This is a genomic window from Gracilibacillus sp. JCM 18860 (assembly GCF_055395245.1).
The window spans coordinates 4,129,288-4,150,595 of the sequence record NZ_AP043868.1; the positions used below are offsets into that span (position 1 = coordinate 4,129,288).

A 21,308-nucleotide genomic window follows, 5' to 3' on the forward strand; every position below is an offset into this window, starting at 1 on the left:
CAGATGTATCATGATAAATTAGACAAATTTCCTGAAGGGTTTTTATGGGGAGCGGCATCAGCAGCATATCAAATCGAAGGAGGATGGGATGTAGATGGAAAAGGTCCTTCCATCTGGGATCATTTTACGAAGATACCAGGGAAAACCTTCCAAGGAACAAATGGAGATATAGCAGTAGATCATTATCATCGTTACAAAGAAGATGTTCGTTTAATGGCAGAAATGGGATTGAAGGCCTACCGTTTTTCTGTTGCATGGAGTCGAATTCTTCCAAGTGGTAAAGGGGAGGTAAATGAAAAAGGGTTACTATTCTATGAAAATCTCATTGATGAACTTAAGAGATATGACATTGAGCCTGTTTTGACATTATATCATTGGGATATTCCACAAGCCTTACAGGACGAATACCAAGGCTGGGAATCGAGAGAAGTGATAGACGATTTTGATCATTATGCTAGAATTTTATTTGAAAGATTTAAAGATAAGGTAAAATATTGGGTAAGCTTTAATGAACAAAACGTATTTACAGCACTTGGTTACCGCTGGGAAGCACATCCACCAAATATCGCTGATGTGAAGCGAATGTTTGAAGCAAATCATATTATTAATCTAGCAAATGCAAAGGCCATTAACAGTTTTCATGAATTAGTTCCAAATGGTATGATTGGACCAAGCTTTGGCTATGGACCCATGTACAGCCTTGATTGTGAACCGAATAATGTGTTAGCAGCACTGAATGGAGAAGAATTTCAAAATCATTGGTGGTTAGACGTATATGTAAATGGTAAATATCCTAAGGTCACATATAAACAATTAGAGAGATTAGGAGTAGCGCCAGCCATTAAAGATGGTGACTTGGAGCTGCTGCAATCTGCTAAACCAGATTTTCTTGGTGTGAATTATTATCATGGAGGTACGGTTAGGGCAAATGAGATTGAATTCCCTCTTCAAGAAAGTGAGGCAGATTTGGAAAAAGATTTTCAAGCTACCGATCCTTATCTCATGCAGCCAAAAGAAGAGCAAGCACAAAGTCCTGAAAAAAGGATGTTTGCCAATGTGTCGAATCCTCATTTAGAAAAAACGAAATGGGGATGGGAAATCGATCCGATTGGTATTCGAATTGCTTTAAGAAGACTACAAAATCGCTATGATTTACCAATGATGGTGACGGAAAATGGCTTAGGTGCTTATGATCATCTAACAGAGCAGCGTACCATTGAGGATGACTACCGAATTAATTACCTAAAGGAACATATTGTAGAAATTCAAAAAGCATTGACAGATGGAGTAGAATTACTCGGCTATTGCGCATGGTCCTTTACCGATCTTTTAAGCTGGTTAAACGGTTATCAAAAAAGATATGGCTTTGTCTACATTGATCGGGATGAACAAGATGAAAAGGAATTAGAAAGAATTCCGAAAAAAAGCTATTACTGGTATAAAAAACTGATTGAAACAAATGGTAACTTGGTAGACTAATTTCTAAGTTAGCCAGCCACAGATGGTGCAATCTCCAAAGTAATTGATGCTCCATACGATACTTAGACTATTAGCGTCTGTTAGTCCACAGCTATTGGAACAACTTCTTCTGCATAAGGATATTACAGATGCTTTTTTTGTTCCTCTTTTAAAAGCGTTTGCACCATGAATAGGATATTTATTGCTTCATTAGAGGGGATGTAGTGAAAAGATTTTACAGAATTGTTCTGAGATAACTCTTAACTAGAGAATGTGGGATCCAAGCTATAAACGCCAGAATGAGCAAACTGCCGGCCTAAAATGACGTTTATCCAAGCAATAAACGCCAGAATGAGCAAATGCGAGGTCAAAATGACGTTTATCCAAGCTATAAACGTCAGAATGGGCAAACTGCCGGCCCAAAATGACATTTATCCAAGCTATAAACGCCATTTCTAGCAAAATCCTGAACTAATTTGTACGTAATCCAAATCGAGAGTGGCAAAAAAACGAAAGAAGAGAAGGGGGATTGTTTTTGAAAAAACTACTTAAGGTGAAGTACAAGCTATTAGGAATTTTCATTTTGGTGACTGCAATCCCCATTCTTCTTGTTGGTGCTTATTTGAATTTTGGAACAAGGGAAATCGTTTTGTCCAATACGATGAATGAAGTAGAGGCAAATGCAGATAAAATGGAGATGCGCTTAAAATCAATCATCAAGCGTGTGATCAATATATCTGATTTAATCTATATCAATCAAGACTTAAAAACATTTCTAGCTGGTCAGTATGACTCTCCACTTGAAGTGTATAATGCCTATAATCAATATCCAGTTTTTGATGATTATTTAACCTATTATGAAGAAATCGAAAAAATCCAATTTTTTATGAAAAAGGATATCATTACTGATTCTCATTTTATTTATGCGAATAAGGTCATCCAAAATCAACACTGGTATCAAAATGCATTAATGAAGCGTGGGAGACTGACATGGTTATATATGCAGGATCATTGGACAAGCAAGAAATACTTAGCGCTCACAAGAACGGTTTTTGATCATGAGAATCAACCTTTAGGTGTATTAGTTATTTATATATCCCCCGATATATTAAAATCTGTAGTAGAAGGTGTTTCCTATAATACCTTTATTACACTTGATAATAAAAGGATCGTGTATAATCAAAATATTGCCTTACTTGGTAGACACGCTAATTTTTATCAGAACAGAAATGCAGATATTGGTAATTATGTAATGGACAAAACGATTAATGAGGAAACAGTGAAGATTAATGTTCATAGTTTTCGACCAGAGAAATCACTAGATAATACGATTCAAATAGCAACACAAGTTCCAATTGACGGCATTATTCATGAACCGAATACTATTTTTACACGAGGCTTTCTCATTAGTTTGGGTGCACTTTCTATTTCACTAATACTCATTGGCTTTTTTACGAATAGTTTTCATAAAAGAATTCAGCAATTACGAAGGGCCATGTTCCAAGTAGCAAAAGGAAACTTCCATATTACACAGGAAATGAAGGGTCATGATGAAATAAAAGACGTGTACAAGGATTTACAAACCACATCCGAAAGTGTGCAAAAAATAATTGATGAAGTTTATATTCATAAGATTAAAGAAGAGACTTGGAAGCGTAAACAAAAAGAGATGGATTTTAAGATGCTCGCAAGTCAAATCAATCCACATTTTCTTTATAATACATTAGAAATGATACGAATGAAGGCTATATTGAATAAAGATCCTGAGGTAGCAAAAGTAATAAAAATGCTCAGCAAAATGATGCGCTCTTCCCTAAAGCGAACTGATCAATCGATCCCATTGAGTGAAGAGGTTGCTTTAATTGAAAACTATTTAGAAATTCAGAAGCTACGATTTGGGGAACACTTATCCTATAAAATGGAGATAGATGAGAATATCCTTTCTTATAAAATAACACCATTATTGATTCAACCATTAGTCGAAAATGCGATCATTCATGGTTTAGAAATGAAGGAAGAGCCAGGGATGTTACGAATTCGCATCCAAGAAGATGGGGACGATATACTTGTAGAAGTAAATGACAACGGGGTAGGTATATCTTTAGAAAAGTTAAATGAATTAAATAATAGAATGAAAGATCAAGACTATCAATCAAATGGGAATAGTATTGGGTTACACAATGTCCATCAACGAATTAGCTTACTATATGGTGACAAATATGGCATTAGGATGGACAGTGTTGAAGGAAGCGGAACGACAATGTCGATGAATTTACCTAAGCAGAAGAACTAAACAATCGACTTTGAAAGGGAGGTAATTCACCTATGTTAAAAGTACTCTTTGTTGACGATGAACCATTAATTCGTGAAGGCTTATGCTCAATTATTGATTGGAAGTCGTATGGTTATCGAATAGTTGGAACTGCTAAAAATGGAAGAGAAGGATTGGAATTAATTAGACAGCAAAACCCAGATCTCGTCTTTGTGGATATTAAGATGCCAGGAATTAGTGGAATTAATATGGTGGCCCGTGCAAAGGCATTTGGAAATACTGCTAAATATGTCGTATTGTCGGGATACTCTGACTTTACCTTTGCACAGGAATCGATCCGTTTAGGAGTGGAATCCTATTTGTTAAAGCCAGTAGACGAAAATGAATTAATCCCATTAATCCAAAAAATAAAAGAAAAATGTATCGAAGAACGTAAGCTGGATTCCCAACTACTTCACTATGAAAAAATGGTGGAGAAGCAGGAATGGAAGGATCTATTAGTAGGAAAACTAGACACATTAAGTCAGAGGCTTTTATTCACTTATGAAAATGATACCTTTCATTTAGCAAATATAATTGCAAGTAAACCAATTGATTGGGAAAACATACAGAATAAGCTATTGTCTATGGAGGACTATCAGACAAAAATCTTACAGATGGAACAGAGTATTTGCATTCTATTCATTAATTATGATCGATCCACAATAAAGAGTTATTTGGAAAAGGCTAGAATGAAAATAAAATCGATTGCAAGGGATACTAAGATACAACTAGTAGAAAAAACATTCTCCCTATTAGATTTATCTACAGGTTATCAGTCCTTACGTCATTTGGAAGATTTTCGATTTAGTTATGACGATACCATTATTTTTACAGATAGAATCATTCATTCTAGAGAAAATAGACCAAAAGCAGCCCAGAATTGGGATGATAAAATATCACAAGTACTTGAATTTGAGAACTTTTTAAAGCTAGATCATTTGTTGGACGAAATCAAGGAATACTATCAACAACATGTGGTTAAAAAGGAAAATATTCTCGTCGAATTAATCGAGCTGGTGAAAAATGTCTATAATCGCCTTAGCAAAACTAATCCTGATGTAAAAGAAATAAAGCTGGACGAATGGATGGAACAAATCTACCAATCTCCTAATTTAATCATGTTATTAGATTGTCTTAAGCAAAGATTTATTCAATTGTCGACAAAGGTTAACGGATTTGTTGGAAATATTGATGATCCTGTCAAAAAAATCATCCAATATATCGAGCAATATTATGATAAGGAACTCAATTTGAAATTGATGGCAGAGCTATTTAAATATAATCCGTCTTATTTAGGAAAAAAATTTAAAAATTATACAGGGGATTATTTTCATATATATTTAGACAAAGTACGGATGCAAAAGGCACAACAATTACTAGAAGAAAGAAAGCTAAAGGTCTATGAAGTGTCAGAAATGGTTGGTTATCATAATATTGATTATTTTTATAAAAAGTTCAAAAAATATATTGGCATTAGTCCAAAGGAATTTCAAAAAAGAGCGATAGAATTACAGGAAAGACATGAATAGAATGGGGGAATGGAAATGGGGATAGATCGACCGCTTTATGTTGCATTACAATATATTTATTATTTTTTGATGACAAATATCTATTTTATGCTTGCAAATATTCTTTTTTTGGTGATATTTTTATTTGTCGAATTAACATTGGATAATATTTTATTATTTTATTTGGCGCTATTACCAGCCGGGCCTGCCTTTGCTGCACTTTTTGCGTCAATGGGCAAGTTAGTTCGAGAGAAAGAAATCAGTCCGACAAAGGATTTTTGGAGCTATTATAAGAAGAACTTCATGATTGGTACGAAGTACTGGCTGTTAAAATGGACGATCCTCGTTATTCTATTGTTAGATTTGCGTTATACAGGCTTTAATATCCAGGTTTTAACACCGATTATCTTTATTTTAATTATTGTCGCATTACTCATTTTATTATATGCCTTTCCTATATTAACAAGGTTTGAAGTGAAAATAAAAAATTTATGGCTTGTCGCGATATATGCCAATTTTAAATTTTTTAAAACAACATTATTAAATCTATCTACCTTTGTATCATTAGGTGTTATCTATTACTTTGCACCTAGTATTACGATTTGGTTTTGTATGAGTATTGCTACCTTTTTTATTATGTTTAATATGCGTAAGCCATTTGAAGTAATGGAATTAGAAATGTCAAATGAGAACAAGGAGCGTAAGGATGAAAAAGCATAAATTTATCATTTGGTTAGTACTAGGTATCATTGCCATTGTCGCCCTACTTTTTATCATTTCAAATCAGACCGATTCCGAGAAGAATGATAACAAAAATGTGGCTATCGTGAAAGATTTTAAGGAGATTACGAGTATTAAAGTATTAGCAGACAAAAAAGTGGAGTTAAAGAAGGAAAGTGATCAATGGAGATTACAGGGGGTGGGACGTGAACAAAATAATGAAAAGGTTTCTCATTTTGTGGAAACAATGCAAGGATTACAAGGAGTCGAAGCAAATGTTAAACCAAATGAGGTAAGTTTGCAATTTCCAGAGGTTACTGTCGTATTTGCGGATGAGGATGGAGACAAACAACGTGTATCAGTTGGTCAGACGAATGTAAATGGGGATAAATATTATATTGAACATCATGAAACAGAAACGATTTATCTAGTGGATCGAACGGATATTGAAACCATTCCATTAAATGTAAATAGCTTGTTAGATAATCAAATTATTAGCATCAATGCCAAAGAATTAGAGAAGATTGATATTGAGAATGGAACGGAAATTATCCAGCTTCGTAATGACTCCCCTTTTACGGAACGCGAGTCACTTGCCCATATTAGCGGATGGTATATGTATCAGCCATATAAAAGTGTATATAGTGTAGCCTTTTCGAAAATGGAAGCAATCTTGGGTGGACTCGAAGGCTTAACTAAAACTCAAGTTGTGGAGGATGCAACAAAGCTCGGAAAAACAGATTTTAAAATTACCTTTCAAGCAAAGGACCAATCAGAAACATTGCTTATCGGGGAGCCTGCTGCCAATCAGCAATACTATGCTAAATTGGAAGGGGAGGACGAAGTATTTACTGTGACAACGGAAGCTTTAGAGCCATATAGTCATCCTTCCTTTGATTTAATTGATCATTTTGTTCATATTCTCCCATTAAATGCAGTGAAAGAATTAAAAATTCAATCAAACGAATACCATTGGACGGTTTTGGGGGAACACAAGAGATCAGAGGACGAAGAAGAAACAGAGTCGTCCTTTATAATAAATGATAAGCCAATACGTTTAATAGATTGGAGAGAGGCATATCAAACCTTAGCAGGACTAACTTTTGATGAAGTTGTGGAAGATTTGCCTCAAGAGATGGAGCGGGAATTAATGATTCAATATACAGCTGATACGGATCAGGAACAAGACCCAACTTACTCCTTGGAATTTTTATCGATGGATGATAAATATTTTGCGCTAAACAAAAATAATGAAGGGATCGATTTTATTATTGAGAAAGATAAGGTTTATCAGGCATTAGAGGCACTGGCCAATGTTCTACCATAACTTAAACTGAGGTTTCAAGAAGAGGAGTTGATTTTAGCAACAGCTTCTCTTTTTTTACGCTAGGAAAGTATAAATTTTTTTCAGGAAGTATTGCGACGAAGTGAAAATTTTGATGTCTAAAGTATTAGAAAAGCTAACACATCGGTTAATGGACGAGTGAATGCGAGTTTTTCTAACAGAGCATTGCTATCCATATCTAAAAATTACCTATAAAACTCGATCACCTCTCCTTTTTACAGGATTTTATCACTAATTTATACGGTATATGGAGAAAGCGGTTTCCATTATAATTATAGGGAAGCGCTTACAGATACCGATGATTTCTCTAATCATGGAATAATTGTTGCAGGTCAAAGCCATCTATCATCGATTAAGAGATGATTATATCAATGCAACTGTTCTAACCCTGCTTGTTTATCGATTTTTACAGAAATTTAATTTAAAGGGACTGACTTTAAGCGCAGTCAATGGCCTAAGGTATTAATTTTATAATTAATATATAAAAATATCCAAAAATGGAGGGGTTAATATGGCTAAAAAGCTATCAAAATGGTTGCATGCAGTGCTTATTCTATTTACTTTGATCGCACTTGCAGCATGCAGTGATGGCGAAACTTCAAAAGAGGCTGAAAATGAAGAAGAGGGTTCCTCAGATGAACCAATAACTTTAACATTCTTCAATGCTGATGGAGGAGAAGAAAAAACGTTTGACGATCCAGTTGCCAAAAAAATAACAGAAGAAACTGGTATCAAATTAGAAATGGATTACCCAGTTGGAGGAAACGATGAGGCTATTCCTTTGATGATAGCAAGTGGGGAGTATCCTGATCTTATTTTTGCCAAAGGCGATATTGGAAAATTGATCGAAGCTGGTGGTGTTATTAAGCTTGATGATTTGATCGAAGAAAAAGGTGAAAACTTAAAAGCGATGTATGGCGATCAATTAGATCGACTACGTAATTCATTAGATGACCCAAGTATCTATACAGTTGGTACTTATGGTGTAGAAAATGCTTATTGGTCTACAAGTGGAACCTTCCAAATTCAATTAGATGTCTTGCGTGAGTTAGGCTATCCCAAGATCCGGACACTAGAAGACTTTGAAGCGGCACTAACGGAATATTATGAAAAGTACCCGGAAATCGATGGGCAAAAAAACATTCCACTAGCTTTACTAGGGAGTGACTGGCGTTGGTTAATTACAGTCGGGGATCCAGCTGGTTTTGCGGCAGGATTTGCAGGAGATGGTCAATGGGTAGTAGATGAGGAAGCAGGAGAGGCAACTTATAAATTCCTTCGTCCAGAATTAAAAGAATATTTTAAATGGTTAAATAGTATGAATGCAAAAGGGTTGCTTGACCCGGAATCATTTACACACACATATGACACGTATATTTCTAAGTTATCTTCAGGACGAGTATTAAGCATTGCAGACCAAGACTGGAATTTTACTGATGCTGATAAGGCTTTAGTAGCAGATGGGAAAGAGTGGAGAACGTATGCACCACTACCAGTGACTATCAGTGAAGAATACACATCTAAATCTTTGAAAAATTATGGCTTCGCTGGTGGTTGGGGAATAGCAATCTCTTCAACTAGTGAGTATCAAGAAGAGGCATTTGAATTTCTAGATTGGATGGCATCGGAAGAGGCACAGATTCTTGTGAATTGGGGGATTGAAGGCGAACACTATGACATTGTTGATGGTAAACGAGTTATGCAAGAAGAGGATCGCGAAAGAATGAACAGTGACGCTGATTATTCTAAAGAAACAGGTGTTGGTTACTATGTCTATCCATTTCCGCAATGGGGTAATGGTGCGGTAGATTCAAGTGGGCAGCCTATCACTCCTAACTCTGAAGAACAGACAATTGCTAACTTCAATAGTGCAGAAAAAGAAGCTCTAAAAGAGTATGAAATGGAAAACTGGGTTGACTGGTTCCCACAAACAGAAGATTTAGGAATTTCGAAACATGGTCAGGCATTCAATTATAGTATTCCTGCTGGAAGTGAGCTTCAAATTATTCAACAAAAAGCCGATGATTTAACAGAACAACGTATTACACAAGCTATCTTAGGAGACCCTGCAAACTTTGATCAGGCATGGGATGATATGATTACTGAATTAGAAGCAATGAACATAGAAAAGGCAAATGAATTAATGAGTCAAAAAGTAAAAGATACGATGGAACTTTGGGGTACGAACGAATAAAAAGTATCAGGTAGAGCTTGATTCCGATTTTTCTGGATTCAGGCTCTCTCTATTCGAATTTGTATTTTATGTCTTAATCTCTTCCTTAAGTATTTTAGTCAACATCTAATAATTGCCTATAAAATTCGATCACCTCTTCTTTTTACTAGGTTTTATCACTAGTTTATACGGTATATGGGGAAAGCGGTTTCCGTTATAATATTATATAAGTAAGAAGCGCTTACATAGATTAAGGATTTCTTTAATCATGATAATTAGGTTTTCAGGTAAGGAGAGAAAAATATGAGTCAAGCAAATAATGCGTCAAACACACAGCCTGAAGCTGCTACTTCTGTAGGAGAACAAATTCAGCTTGGAACGGGAACAGGATTAAGAAAGAAGAAGAAACCTTCTGCAGGACCAGACCAAAAAAGCTTTTGGAAAAGGGCAAGTAAGCAAAAGGCACTTCTTCTCATGTCGATACCATTTGTTATTTGGTTAATTGTTTTTAAATATATCCCAATTGCAGGATGGTTAATGGCCTTTCAGGATTATAAACCACAATTTGGTTTTTTGGAGCAGGATTGGGTAGGTCTTGATCACTTTAAAGATTTATTCAATGAGCCCATGTTTTATACGGCATTAGAAAATACGTTAGGTATGGGGATTTTAGGGCTTATTTTTGGTACCGCTTCAGCCATTGTATTTGCTTTACTATTAAATGAATTGCGCTTTATGGTGGTGAAAAAGTGGACACAAACGATTTCTTATCTACCACACTTTGTTTCATGGGTTATTGCAGCTAACATTGTGATAACAATGCTTTCACAAGAAGGAATTATTAATAATCTCTTAACAGGAATGGGCTTCATTGATAATCCTATCAATTTCATGGCAATGCCTGAGATGTTTTGGGGGATTGTAACAGCAGCTGATGTGTGGAAGGAAACAGGGTGGAATGCCATTATTTATTTAGCTGCAATGGCGGGTGTAGATCCTCAATTATATGAAGCAGCAAAAGTGGATGGAGCAAGTAGAATCCGCCAAATGTGGCATATTACCTTGCCAAGTATTCGTTCTGTGATCATCGTTTTATTAATCTTAAATATTGGTAATCTAATCAATATTGGATTTGAGAAACAAATGTTACTAGGAAACAACATTGTACAGGAAAAGGCACTTGTTATAGATTTATATGCTTTAGATTATGGTATTGGTATGTTCCGATATTCGTTTGGTACAGCTATCGGTATTTTTAAGTCAGTCATAAGTGTCATTCTAATTTTGATTTGTAATGGCTTTGCCAAAAAAATAGGCGAAGGTAGGGTATTTTAATGATAAATGAACGAAAGGAGCATACACAATGAAAAAGAAATGGACAGCTTTTGATATCATATTGACGCTATTTATGCTATTTGTTGTTGTCATTACACTTTACCCGTTCTTAAATATATTGGCGATTTCTTTGAATGATGCGACAGATACAGCAAGAGGTGGTATTCATATTTGGCCTAGGGAATTTACCTTTGCGAATTATGAAGAGATTTTTGGTAGTAATGATCGTTTACTACAAGCCTTCTTCATGTCTATTTTACGAACAGTCATTGGTACGGTTACAGGAATTATTGCAAGTACCATGCTGGCATATACGTTGAGTAGAAAGGATTTCGTCTTAAATGGCTTTGTTGGCTTACTATTAGTGCTAACAATGTTCATTAGTGGTGGTCTGATTCCAGAATATATGTTAATTCGTAATCTTGGTTTAATTAATGATTTTTCTGTTTATATTCTACCGATGCTACTGTCTGCCTTTAATGTAATCGTAATCCGCTCGTTTATGGATAACTTACCAGCAGCGTTAGAGGAATCAGCAAAAATAGATGGGGCTAATGATTTTGTGATCTTTAGTCGGATTATTATCCCGCTCTGTATGCCAGTAATTGCAACGATAGCATTATTTTTGGCCGTAGCACAATGGAATAGTTGGTTTGATACGTATCTTTATGCTAGAAGCAATGAAGCATTAACGACTTTGCAATTCGAGCTGATGAAGATTATTGACAATGCCAATATTTCCAGTGGTGATATTAATTCACAAAATGCTGAAATTGTAGCAGGTCAAACGAATCCACAGTCAATTAAAATGGCGATTACCATTATTGCAACTGTTCCAATCCTTCTAGTCTATCCATTTTTACAGAAATATTTTGTAACAGGGCTAACATTGGGGGCAGTCAAGAGCTAAGGTATTAATTTTATAATTAATATATATATAAACATTCAAAATGGAGGGGTTAATATGAGTAAGAGGCTATCAAAATTTTCGCTAGCAGTACTTATTTTACTAGGCTTAGTCGTACTTGCTGCATGTAGTGATGGCAAAACTTCAGATAATGCAGAGAAGGAAGGAGAGGGTTCCTCAGATGAACCATTAACTTTAACATTCTTCAATGCTGATGGAGGAGAAGAAAAAACGTTTGATGATCCAGTTGCCAAAAAAATAACAGAAAAAACTGGTATCAAACTAGAAATGGATTATCCAGTTGGTGGAAATGATGAAGCGATTCCTTTAATGATTGCTAGTGGGGAATATCCTGATCTTATTTTTGCCAAAGGTGATATCGGTAAATTAATCGAAGCTGGAGGTGTCATTAAGCTGGATGATTTGATCGAAGAAAAAGGTGATAATCTAAAAGCAATGTATGGCGATCAAATTAACCGTCTTCGTAATTCAATTGAGGATCCAAGTATTTATACAGTAGGAACATATGGTGTGGAAAATGCCTACTGGGAAACGAGTGGAACCTTCCAAATTCAATTAGACGTATTACGTGAATTAGGTTACCCTGAGATTCGCACATTAGAGGATTTTGAAGCAGCGTTAACAGAATACTACGAAAAATATCCTGAAATTGATGGACAGAAAACACTCCCGCTATCGCTTTTAGGTAGTGATTGGCGTTGGCTTATTACCGTAGGAAACCCTGCAGGATTTGCAGCAGGATTACAAGATGATGGCCAATGGGCGGTTAATGACGAAACAGGTGAAACATCCTATAAATTTTTACTACCAGAATTTAAAGAATATTTCAAATGGTTAAATGGAATGAATGCAAAAGGATTACTAGATCCAGAATCCTTTACGCAAACTTATGATACGTATATCTCCAAATTATCATCTGGACGCGTGCTAAGTGTAGCCGATCAGAATTGGAACTTTGGAGATGCCGATAAAGCATTAGTTGCTGATGGTAAAGAATGGAGAACTTATGCTCCTTTACCTGTAACATTAGGAGAGGAATATAAATCTCAAGCATTAAAGGATTATGGATTTGCAGGTGGTTGGGGTATAGCTATTTCATCTACGAGTGAACATCAGGAAGAAGCATTTGAATTTCTAGATTGGATGGCATCAGAAGAAGCACAAATTCTTACTAATTGGGGAATTGAAGGCGAGAATTACGATATAGTTGATGGAAAACGTGTCATGCAAGAAGATGATCGCGAAAGAATGAACAATGATCCAGATTATGCAAAAGAAACAGGTGTCGGCTACTATGTCTATCCATTCCCACAATGGGGTAATGGTGCTGTAGACTCAGAGGGTCAACCAATAACACCAAATTCTGAAGAACAAATTGTAGCTAACTATAACAGTGCTGAGAAAGAAGCATTAAAAGAATATGAAATGACTAATTGGATTGAGTGGTTCCCATCTACAGAAGAGCTTGGTAGATCCAATCATGGCACAGTGTCCAATTATACCATACCACCAGGCAGTGATGTTCAAATTATCCAACAAAAAGCAGATGATTTAACCGAACAAAAAATCACTCAAGCTATATTAGGTGATCCAGCGGACTTTGATAAGGCATGGGAGGATATGATCGCTGAATTAGAAGCAATGAATATCCAAAAAGCAAATGAAGAAATGACACAAATGACAAAAGATAAAATGGAGCTTTGGGAAACGAACGAATAATGTAAATCAATCCATGAGCCTGATTCCAATCATTTGGATCAGGCTCCATCTATTCTATTCTAAGCTGAGAGAAGGGAGTGACAGGATTGAGTAGAAAGCAATACTTATGCATGGATATTGGAGGAACAAGCGTTAAATATGGTGTTTTAACACATATGGGAGAGTTTATTTTTCAAGATAGCTATCGAACAAGACTAAGTTCGAGGCAGGAATTCCTATCAGACTTAGCGAATACAATAAATGAAATGAGTAAGAAATATGCTATTGAAAAGGTTGGCATAAGTTTTCCAGGCTTTATTAATCCACAGACAGGGTTTGCAGAATTTGCAGGAGCAATTGCGGTTTTACATGGAACGAACATAAAAGAACAATTAGAGGAAACAGTAGATTTACCCATTCTAATAGAAAATGATGCGAATTGTGCGACACTTGCAGAGAAATTAAGTGGGAACGCGGTTGGTTGTGACCATTTTATTTGCATGACAATCGGGACAGGTATAGGAGGGGGAATAGTCGTTAATGGAAAATTAGTAAATGGACATTCATTTAAAGCTGGAGAATTTGGATTAATGATTGTGGATGGGATGAGAGATGGCTATCAAACAATGCATGAAATTGCCTCTACTAGTGCCCTTATTCATCAATTTAAACAATTAAAGCATATGGATGATGATTGTTGGGTAGATGGAGAGCAAGTCTTCCAAGAAGCAGAAACAGATGTAAAGGTAAGAGAGCTACTTGATCAATGGTTTGCCTCTATTAGCTATGGAATATTTAATCTAGCAACCGTATTAAATCCCGAAAGAATCTTAATAGGTGGGGCTATTAGCGTTCGATCCGATTTATATGAAAATCTATTAGTGAAATTAAATAACATCCCATCTTGGCACGATATTCAAGCAAAAATTGTACCATGTAAGCATCATAATGATGCTGGAATCCTTGGTGCTTTATATAAATGTTTAGAGGAGGAAAAATATGATAAATGATAAATTACAAAAGATTTGGTATGGCGGTGATTATAATCCTGAACAATGGGATGAAGCAACATGGGCTGAGGACCAACGAATGTTCAAGCTCGCAGGAATAGATGTTGCAACCATTAATGTTTTTTCATGGGCTTTGAATCAACCAGATGAGAATACTTATGACTTTTCATGGTTAGACGAAACAATTGATCGCTTATATCAAGATGGGGTGTCTATTTGTCTAGCAACAAGTACAGCAGCACACCCCGCATGGATGGCAAAACGCTATCCAGATGTTCGCCGAGTAGATTTTGATGGGAAAAAACGACAGTTTGGCGGTCGACATAATTCCTGTCCTAATAGCCCAACCTATCATAAATATGCAGAACGAATAGCGGAGAGATTGGCAGAAAGGTATAAAAATCACCCTGCTGTCTTAGTTTGGCATGTTTCAAATGAATATGGTGGTTATTGCTATTGTGAAAATTGTCAAAAAGCATTTCGTGTTTGGCTCAAGGATAAATATCAAACATTAGAAGCGGTCAATGAAGCGTGGAATACACGTTTCTGGGGGCATACCTTTTATGATTGGGAGGAGATTGTTCCACCTAATGGCCTAAGCGAAGAGTGGCAAGGCGGTCAAAATACGAATTTTCAGGGTATTTCACTAGATTATCGTCGTTTTCAATCAGATAGTTTACTAGATGTCTATAAATTGGAACGTGATGCCTTGAAAAGGCATACACCTGATATACCAGTGACAACAAATCTGATGGGATTATATCCTGAACTCGATTATTTTAAATGGGGAAAAGAAATGGATGTCGTGTCATGGGACAACTATCCATCGATTGATACACCAGTTAGTATGACTGCAATGACCCATGATTTAATGAGAGGCTTAAAAAGTGGACAACCCTTTATGTTAATGGAGCAAACACCTAGTCAGCAAAATTGGCAACCATATAATGCCTTGAAACGACCGGGCGTGATGCGATTATGGAGCTATCAAGCGGTAGCACATGGTGCGGACACGGTGATGTTTTTCCAATTAAGACGTTCTCGAGGTGCGACGGAAAAATATCATGGTGCAGTAATTGAACACGTCGGTCATGAGCACACGAGAGTATTCCGTGAATCTGCACAGCTTGGACAAGAACTAGTAAAGCTCGGAGATCAAATTATTGGTAGTAGAGTGAATGCTAGAGTAGCTATTGTGTTCGATTGGGAAAATCGTTGGGCAATCCAGCTGTCGAGTGGTCCATCGATTGCCCTTGATTATGTCAAAGAAGTACACAAATATTATGATGCCTTCTATCGGAACAATATTCCAGTTGATATGATATCCGTCGAAGAGGATTTAAGTAAGTATGACATTGTTATTGCTCCAGTGTTGTACATGGTGAAGGAAGGCCATGCCGATCGTTTGAAGGAGTTTGTTAAAAATGGAGGTACGTTTGTGACGACCTTCTTCAGTGGAATTGTCAATGAAAATGATCTTGTCACATTAGGAGGCTATCCTGGTGAACTACGTGAGCTTGTAGGCGTTTGGGCAGAAGAAATTGATGCATTAGAGCCATCCCATTACAACGAGATTGTATTTAATCAATCATTCGGTTCCCTACAAGGCAAATATAAATGCAATATTTTATTTGATTTAATTCATGCAGAAAATGCAGAAGTGCTAGCAACATATGGATCCGATTTTTATCAAGGTATGCCAATTTTAACTAAAAATAATTATGGAAAAGGGGAAGCTTATTACATCGCCTCAAGTCCTGATCAGGCATTTGTTCAAGATTTTGTGGATACGATTTGTACGAACAAAAAGGTGCAGGGTATATTCACTTCTGAGGAAGGCGTAGAGGTTATTGCACGAGAAAAAGATGGTCACACCATCATTTTTGTCCTAAATCATTCTGTAGATAACAATACCTTCGATACAGGTGAGCGTACGTATGTGGATCAAATTACCGGTGAGAAATATAACGGAAAAGCAGAAATAGCAGGTAGAGATGTGCTGATATTAAAGGAGGAAAACTAGCATGAAATTTACAGATGGTAATTGGATGATCCGAGAGGGTTATCAAATACATTTTCCAAAAACAATTCATGAGGTGGAACAGCAGAATGGTGCCATAACCTTATATGCACCGTGTAAGTATATTAATCATCGAGGGGATACACTAGATGGTCCTTTATTAACGATCCAATTGTCCTCTCCTATCGATGATGTGATTCGTGTTCAAACATGGCATTTTAAAGGAGAAAAAGCAAAATATCCAAATTTTGATGTATTAGATGGGGTAAATACGATCAACGTAGAAGATAAAGAAGATGAAATTTCCTTTTCCAGTGGTGGTTTGTATTTAACACTACAGAAACAGGATTTTGCCTTGTCATTCAAAAATCAGAATGGAAAGCTCACGGATGCTGATGGCAAAGGACTTGCTTGGATTAATGGTCCAGAGGAGAAAACATATATGCGTGGGCAGCTAAAGCTTGGCGTTGGAGAACATTTATATGGATTAGGTGAGCGTTTTACCCCGTTTGTAAAAAATGGCCAAACGGTAGATATTTGGAACAAAGATGGTGGAACAAGCTCCGAGCAATCCTATAAAAATATTCCGTTCTTTTTAAGCAGTAAAGGCTATGGTGTATTTGTCAACCATCCTGAGGAGGTAAGCTTTGAGCTTGGATCGGAAACCGTTTCTCGTACACAGTTTAGTGTACAAGGAGAATATCTTGATTATTATTTCATTAATGGACCAACACCAAAAGAAGTGGTCAGTCGCTACACAACATTAACTGGTCGCCCAGCATTACCACCTGCATGGTCATTTGGTTTATGGTTATCCACATCCTTTACAACTGATTATAATGAAGAAACAGTCAATCATTTTGTTGATGGTATGGCAGAGCGTGGCATACCATTAAGTGTCTTTCACTTTGACTGCTTTTGGATGAAGGAGTTTGAATGGAGCAATTTCCTCTGGGATCGTCGTAATTTTCCAGATCCAGAAGGAATGCTAAAACGATTGAAGGATAAGGGTTTAAAAATTTGTGTATGGATCAATCCATATATTGCACAAAAATCGCTTCTGTTTGATGAAGGTCTAAAAAAAGGTTATTTATTGAAGAAACCGAATGGTGATGTTTGGCAATGGGACCTATGGCAAGCAGGGATGGGAATTGTTGATTTTACTAATCCAGAAGCTAGTAAGTGGTTCCAGGAAAAACTAAAGGGATTACTCGATATGGGAGTGGATTCCTTCAAAACAGACTTTGGGGAAAGAATACCAACAGATGTCGTTTATTTTGATGGATCTGATCCAAACAAAATGCACAATTATTATGCTTATCTATATAATGATGTCGTATTTGATCTACTGAAACAAGAAAAAGGGGAAGAAGAAGCGATTGTTTTTGCCCGTTCTGCAACAGCTGGTGGTCAAAAATTCCCCGTTCATTGGGGAGGAGATTGTGACTCTACCTATGATGCTATGGCTGAAAGCTTACGAGGAGGCTTGTCATTAACCACTTCCGGTTTTGGCTATTGGAGTCATGATATTGGTGGCTTTGAAAATACAGCAACTCCAGATGTGTTTAAACGTTGGACGGCATTTGGACTACTGTCTAGCCACAGCCGCTTCCATGGTAGCTCATCCTACCGTGTTCCATGGAATTTCGATGAGGAAGCTGTTGATGTAGCACGCCATTTTACGAAACTAAAAAATAGTTTGATGCCATACTTATATGAACAATCTGTAGAAAATAGTAAGACAGGGATACCAGTCATGCGATCCATGGTATTGGAATTTCCTGAAGATCCACTTTGTGAAACGCTCGATCGTCAATATATGTTAGGAGATAGCCTACTAGTTGCTCCAATTTTTAATGAGGAAGGGATTGGCTCCTTTTACTTACCAAAGGGAAAGTGGACACATCTTTTAACAGGGGAAGTAGTGGAGGGTGGAACATGGCTTAAGCAGCCATATGATTATTTTAGCTTACCATTGTTTGTTCGTCCGAATACCATTTTACCGATTGGCATGAGTGAGGATACTCCAGTTTATGATTATGTCGATAGCGTAACCTTTAAGCTTTACCAAATCGAGGATGGAGTAATCATCCGCAAGAGGTTAGTTGAAGCAAGCGGAAAAGAGGTAGGTTCCATTGAAGTAACTCGAAAAAATAATGAATTACTCATTCATGTTGAAGGATTGGATAAATCATACCATGTTGAAGTGGTTGGACATACGAAGGTTAGTCCAGGGCAAGGTACAGAACAAGTGAAAATAAAGCTATAATATAGAATAAAGCTATCTTTATTGGTTGAATCTAACCAGTAAGATAGCTTTTTTACTATAGGCGTGCAAGGCATGAGGAATGTCTTGCCGAGAAGCTTCATTATTAATGGTATTCCTTTCATAATAACCTTAAGTAGTGTTATAATTTTGGTTATCAAAATTTTATTAAAGAGGCGAAGAAAAATTGAAATTTGGTTTTTGGCATCTATTTAAGACAGACTTAAAGCATGGAACAACAAATTGGGTTGCCGCTATATTATTGGGTGGTTTGATTATCCTACCATCCTTATATGCATGGATGAATATTGAGGCATCCTGGGATCCGTATGGAAGAACAGAAAATATAAAAATAGGTGTTGTGAATGAAGATACCGGTGGGGAAGTTCGTGGTGAATCAATTGATGTAGGAGAAACACTGGTGGATTCATTAAAAGAAAATGATACGATGAATTGGCAATTTGTGACCACAGAAAAAGCTATGGATGAGCTAGAATATGGTAATTATTTCGCTACAATCATCATACCAGAGGATTTTTCAAAGAAATTATCAACCGTGATCACTGACAACCCGGAAAAAGCAAACATAGAATATTACGTGAACGAAAAGATTAATGCAATCGCACCAAAGATTACAGATAAAGGTGCGGGGGCGATTGTTGATAAGGTGAGTAGTCAATTTATTTCGGAAGTAAATGGTGTAATCTTTGAGATGTTTAATGATCTTGGTATAGAAATGGAACAATCTTTACCAGATATTAAGCGATTTGAAAACTATATTTTTACACTGGAGGAAAATTTACCAGAAATTCATCAAATATTAAATCAATCCCTTAGCGATGCAGATAAAGCTGAAGGGATGATTAATGATGCCCAAGGCTTAATCCCGACTGTGAAAGATGCAGCAAATAATGGTCTAACTACAGTGAATGATACGCTTGGCTATTTGGAAAAAGCGGAGAATCGCTTGAAGGAAATGGCACCAAAGATAGAGCAGGATTTGAAAAAGATCCAATCCACTAGCCAAAAAATTAATGATTTTCTCCATGAAATCGAGAATAATCAACCAGAAATTACTCAAGGTAGTGAAATTTTAAATCAGGTAAATGGGCAATTAGATAGTACGTTAGAAAGCTTAAACACAATAGAAACGGCATTAAAACAATTACAGGAGCAAAATAATAACGAAAATAATCCCGATAATGGGGAATCAGAACAAAATGATCAACAAATTGAAACAGCATTAAATCAAATTGCTTCAATAAAAGAATCAATAAACACAATGAAGACAAATACATCAGAAGTTGAATCAACGATACAGGAGAAACAACAGGAAATCGATGAAAGGTTTCAATCATTAACACAATTTTCAGATGATGTGAACACAACCATTGACTCTTTTGTAAAGGAATATCAACAAACCATCGCACCAAGAGTAGAAGAAGAAATCAAGCAAGCAGAATCAACGTTGACGACTGCGAAAAACATTCTAGTGGAAGTCCAAAATACATTACCAGAAATTGAACAAATGTTGAATAATACCGAAGGAAACCTAGCCGAAGGAGAAGAAATGCTTAATTATGTGCTAGGCGAATTCCCTTATGTAAATGATAAGATCAATACATTAGCTGACAAAATTCGAAGCATTCAAAGCGAAACAGATATGGAAGAGATTATTAAGCTCCTCCAAAATGATCCGAATGCAGAAAAGGGATTTTTTGAGGAGCCTGTGACATTAGATACGAATAAAGTTTTTCCAATTGAGAATTATGGAACAGGAATGACACCATTCTACACTGTTTTAGCTATTTGGGTTGGTGGACTATTATTAATATCTCTAATGTCTACAGAGCCACATGATCCTTCTATTTATACCGAAAGACATATGTATTTTGGAAGATTACTGACTTTTTATGTCATTGGAATATTACAAACATTCATCGTCACCTTTGGAGATTTATTCTTATTAGGAGTAAGCGTAGACTCGGCAGTATGGTTTGTTCTCTTCGGATTATTGATTAGCTTGATTTTTATCTCTATTGTTTACACATTAGTGTCCGTCTTTGGAGATGTCGGAAAGGCGATGGCGATTGTACTTCTCGTCCTACAAATCGCAGCAGCTGGGGGTACTTATCCTGCTGTTTTATTACCAGAATTCTTTCAGGTAATTCACCCATTTTTGCCTTTTACTTATGGAATTAATCTCATGAGGGAGGCAGTAGGTGGAATAGTTTGGGATAAGGTCTATGCAGACGCTTCGATACTCACACTATTCGGGATTGCCGCCATTCTTATCGGAGCATTTTTGAAGAAACCAATTAATCATTACACGAATAAACTAAAAAAGAAATCAAAAGAATCAGGCTTGTTTCATTAAAAGTAGGGAGATTTTATCTTCCTACTTTTTTAAAAATGCACAATAGGGAAGACTGAGCTTGCATTAGAGAGCTTGAGAGCACAATAAAGAAACTTCAGCTCACAATCGATCTAGTTACAGCACATTAACCAGATATGAAGTCACGATAGTTTGAAC

General features: G+C 36.4%; 13 protein-coding genes. All 13 read left to right on the forward strand.

Translation table 11 applies throughout. The features are described from left to right. The first annotated feature begins 3 nt into the window (after positions 1 to 3). The 13 genes from ACZ5R4_RS20055 to ACZ5R4_RS20115 all read left to right on the forward strand — a co-directional run bounded on the left by ACZ5R4_RS20055 (position 4) and on the right by ACZ5R4_RS20115 (position 21,152). On the forward strand, positions 4 to 1,479 hold the full coding sequence (locus tag ACZ5R4_RS20055; RefSeq protein WP_464367892.1) for a glycoside hydrolase family 1 protein: 1,476 nt from the start codon (positions 4 to 6) through the stop codon (positions 1,477 to 1,479). Positions 1,480 to 1,993: 514 nt separating this feature from the next. Then, entirely contained in the window at positions 1,994 to 3,751 is a 1,758-nt protein-coding gene (locus tag ACZ5R4_RS20060; RefSeq protein ID WP_277678352.1) for a sensor histidine kinase, read from the forward strand. Positions 3,752 to 3,783: 32 nt separating this feature from the next. Further along, on the forward strand, positions 3,784 to 5,301 hold the full coding sequence (locus tag ACZ5R4_RS20065) for a response regulator (protein WP_277678353.1): 1,518 nt from the start codon (positions 3,784 to 3,786) through the stop codon (positions 5,299 to 5,301). A 15-nt stretch (positions 5,302 to 5,316) separates the two neighbouring features. Next, the gene (locus ACZ5R4_RS20070; RefSeq protein ID WP_245902257.1) at positions 5,317 to 6,000 is read left to right on the forward strand and encodes a YesL family protein; all 684 of its coding nucleotides are present in this window, start codon (positions 5,317 to 5,319) and stop codon (positions 5,998 to 6,000) included. Beyond that, complete coding sequence (locus tag ACZ5R4_RS20075) at positions 5,987 to 7,327, forward strand: DUF4340 domain-containing protein (RefSeq protein WP_181397433.1); 1,341 nt, start codon at positions 5,987 to 5,989, stop codon at positions 7,325 to 7,327. Before ACZ5R4_RS20070 ends, ACZ5R4_RS20075 begins: the two co-directional genes overlap by 14 nt. Positions 7,328 to 7,856: 529 nt before the next feature. Continuing rightward, positions 7,857 to 9,539, forward strand: coding sequence for an ABC transporter substrate-binding protein (locus tag ACZ5R4_RS20080; RefSeq protein ID WP_464367893.1), 1,683 nt, complete (start codon positions 7,857 to 7,859; stop codon positions 9,537 to 9,539). A 453-nt stretch (positions 9,540 to 9,992) separates the two neighbouring features. Next, complete coding sequence (locus ACZ5R4_RS20085; protein WP_425454566.1) at positions 9,993 to 10,853, forward strand: ABC transporter permease; 861 nt, start codon at positions 9,993 to 9,995, stop codon at positions 10,851 to 10,853. 28 nt (positions 10,854 to 10,881) lie between these two features. Then, complete coding sequence (locus ACZ5R4_RS20090; protein ID WP_109983591.1) at positions 10,882 to 11,763, forward strand: carbohydrate ABC transporter permease; 882 nt, start codon at positions 10,882 to 10,884, stop codon at positions 11,761 to 11,763. 54 nt (positions 11,764 to 11,817) lie between these two features. Further along, on the forward strand, positions 11,818 to 13,500 hold the full coding sequence (locus ACZ5R4_RS20095; protein ID WP_109983590.1) for an ABC transporter substrate-binding protein: 1,683 nt from the start codon (positions 11,818 to 11,820) through the stop codon (positions 13,498 to 13,500). Positions 13,501 to 13,586: 86 nt separating this feature from the next. After that, on the forward strand, positions 13,587 to 14,489 hold the full coding sequence (locus ACZ5R4_RS20100) for an ROK family protein (protein WP_347834641.1): 903 nt from the start codon (positions 13,587 to 13,589) through the stop codon (positions 14,487 to 14,489). Beyond that, positions 14,479 to 16,512 (forward strand): beta-galactosidase, encoded by a 2,034-nt coding sequence (locus tag ACZ5R4_RS20105; RefSeq protein WP_464367894.1) that lies wholly within the window; start codon positions 14,479 to 14,481, stop codon positions 16,510 to 16,512. The genes ACZ5R4_RS20100 and ACZ5R4_RS20105 overlap by 11 nt, the downstream gene beginning before the upstream one ends. A 1-nt stretch (position 16,513) precedes the next feature. Next, positions 16,514 to 18,778, forward strand: a complete 2,265-nt coding sequence (yicI, locus tag ACZ5R4_RS20110) for an alpha-xylosidase (RefSeq protein WP_464367895.1) — start codon at positions 16,514 to 16,516, stop codon at positions 18,776 to 18,778. Positions 18,779 to 18,962: 184 nt separating this feature from the next. After that, the gene (locus tag ACZ5R4_RS20115; RefSeq protein WP_464367896.1) at positions 18,963 to 21,152 is read left to right on the forward strand and encodes a YhgE/Pip domain-containing protein; all 2,190 of its coding nucleotides are present in this window, start codon (positions 18,963 to 18,965) and stop codon (positions 21,150 to 21,152) included. The last annotated feature ends 156 nt before the right edge of the window (positions 21,153 to 21,308 follow it).

Coding starts and splice junctions, on each gene's coding strand:
- ACZ5R4_RS20075 (WP_181397433.1), top strand. CDS start 5,987: ATGAAAAAGCATAAATTTATCATTTGGTTAGTACTAGGTATCATTGCC.
- ACZ5R4_RS20090 (WP_109983591.1), top strand. CDS start 10,882: ATGAAAAAGAAATGGACAGCTTTTGATATCATATTGACGCTATTTATG.
- ACZ5R4_RS20080 (WP_464367893.1), top strand. CDS start 7,857: ATGGCTAAAAAGCTATCAAAATGGTTGCATGCAGTGCTTATTCTATTT.
- ACZ5R4_RS20095 (WP_109983590.1), top strand. CDS start 11,818: ATGAGTAAGAGGCTATCAAAATTTTCGCTAGCAGTACTTATTTTACTA.
- ACZ5R4_RS20055 (WP_464367892.1), top strand. CDS start 4: ATGTATCATGATAAATTAGACAAATTTCCTGAAGGGTTTTTATGGGGA.
- ACZ5R4_RS20105 (WP_464367894.1), top strand. CDS start 14,479: ATGATAAATGATAAATTACAAAAGATTTGGTATGGCGGTGATTATAAT.
- ACZ5R4_RS20085 (WP_425454566.1), top strand. CDS start 9,993: ATGTCGATACCATTTGTTATTTGGTTAATTGTTTTTAAATATATCCCA.
- ACZ5R4_RS20070 (WP_245902257.1), top strand. CDS start 5,317: ATGGGGATAGATCGACCGCTTTATGTTGCATTACAATATATTTATTAT.
- ACZ5R4_RS20065 (WP_277678353.1), top strand. CDS start 3,784: ATGTTAAAAGTACTCTTTGTTGACGATGAACCATTAATTCGTGAAGGC.
- yicI (WP_464367895.1), top strand. CDS start 16,514: ATGAAATTTACAGATGGTAATTGGATGATCCGAGAGGGTTATCAAATA.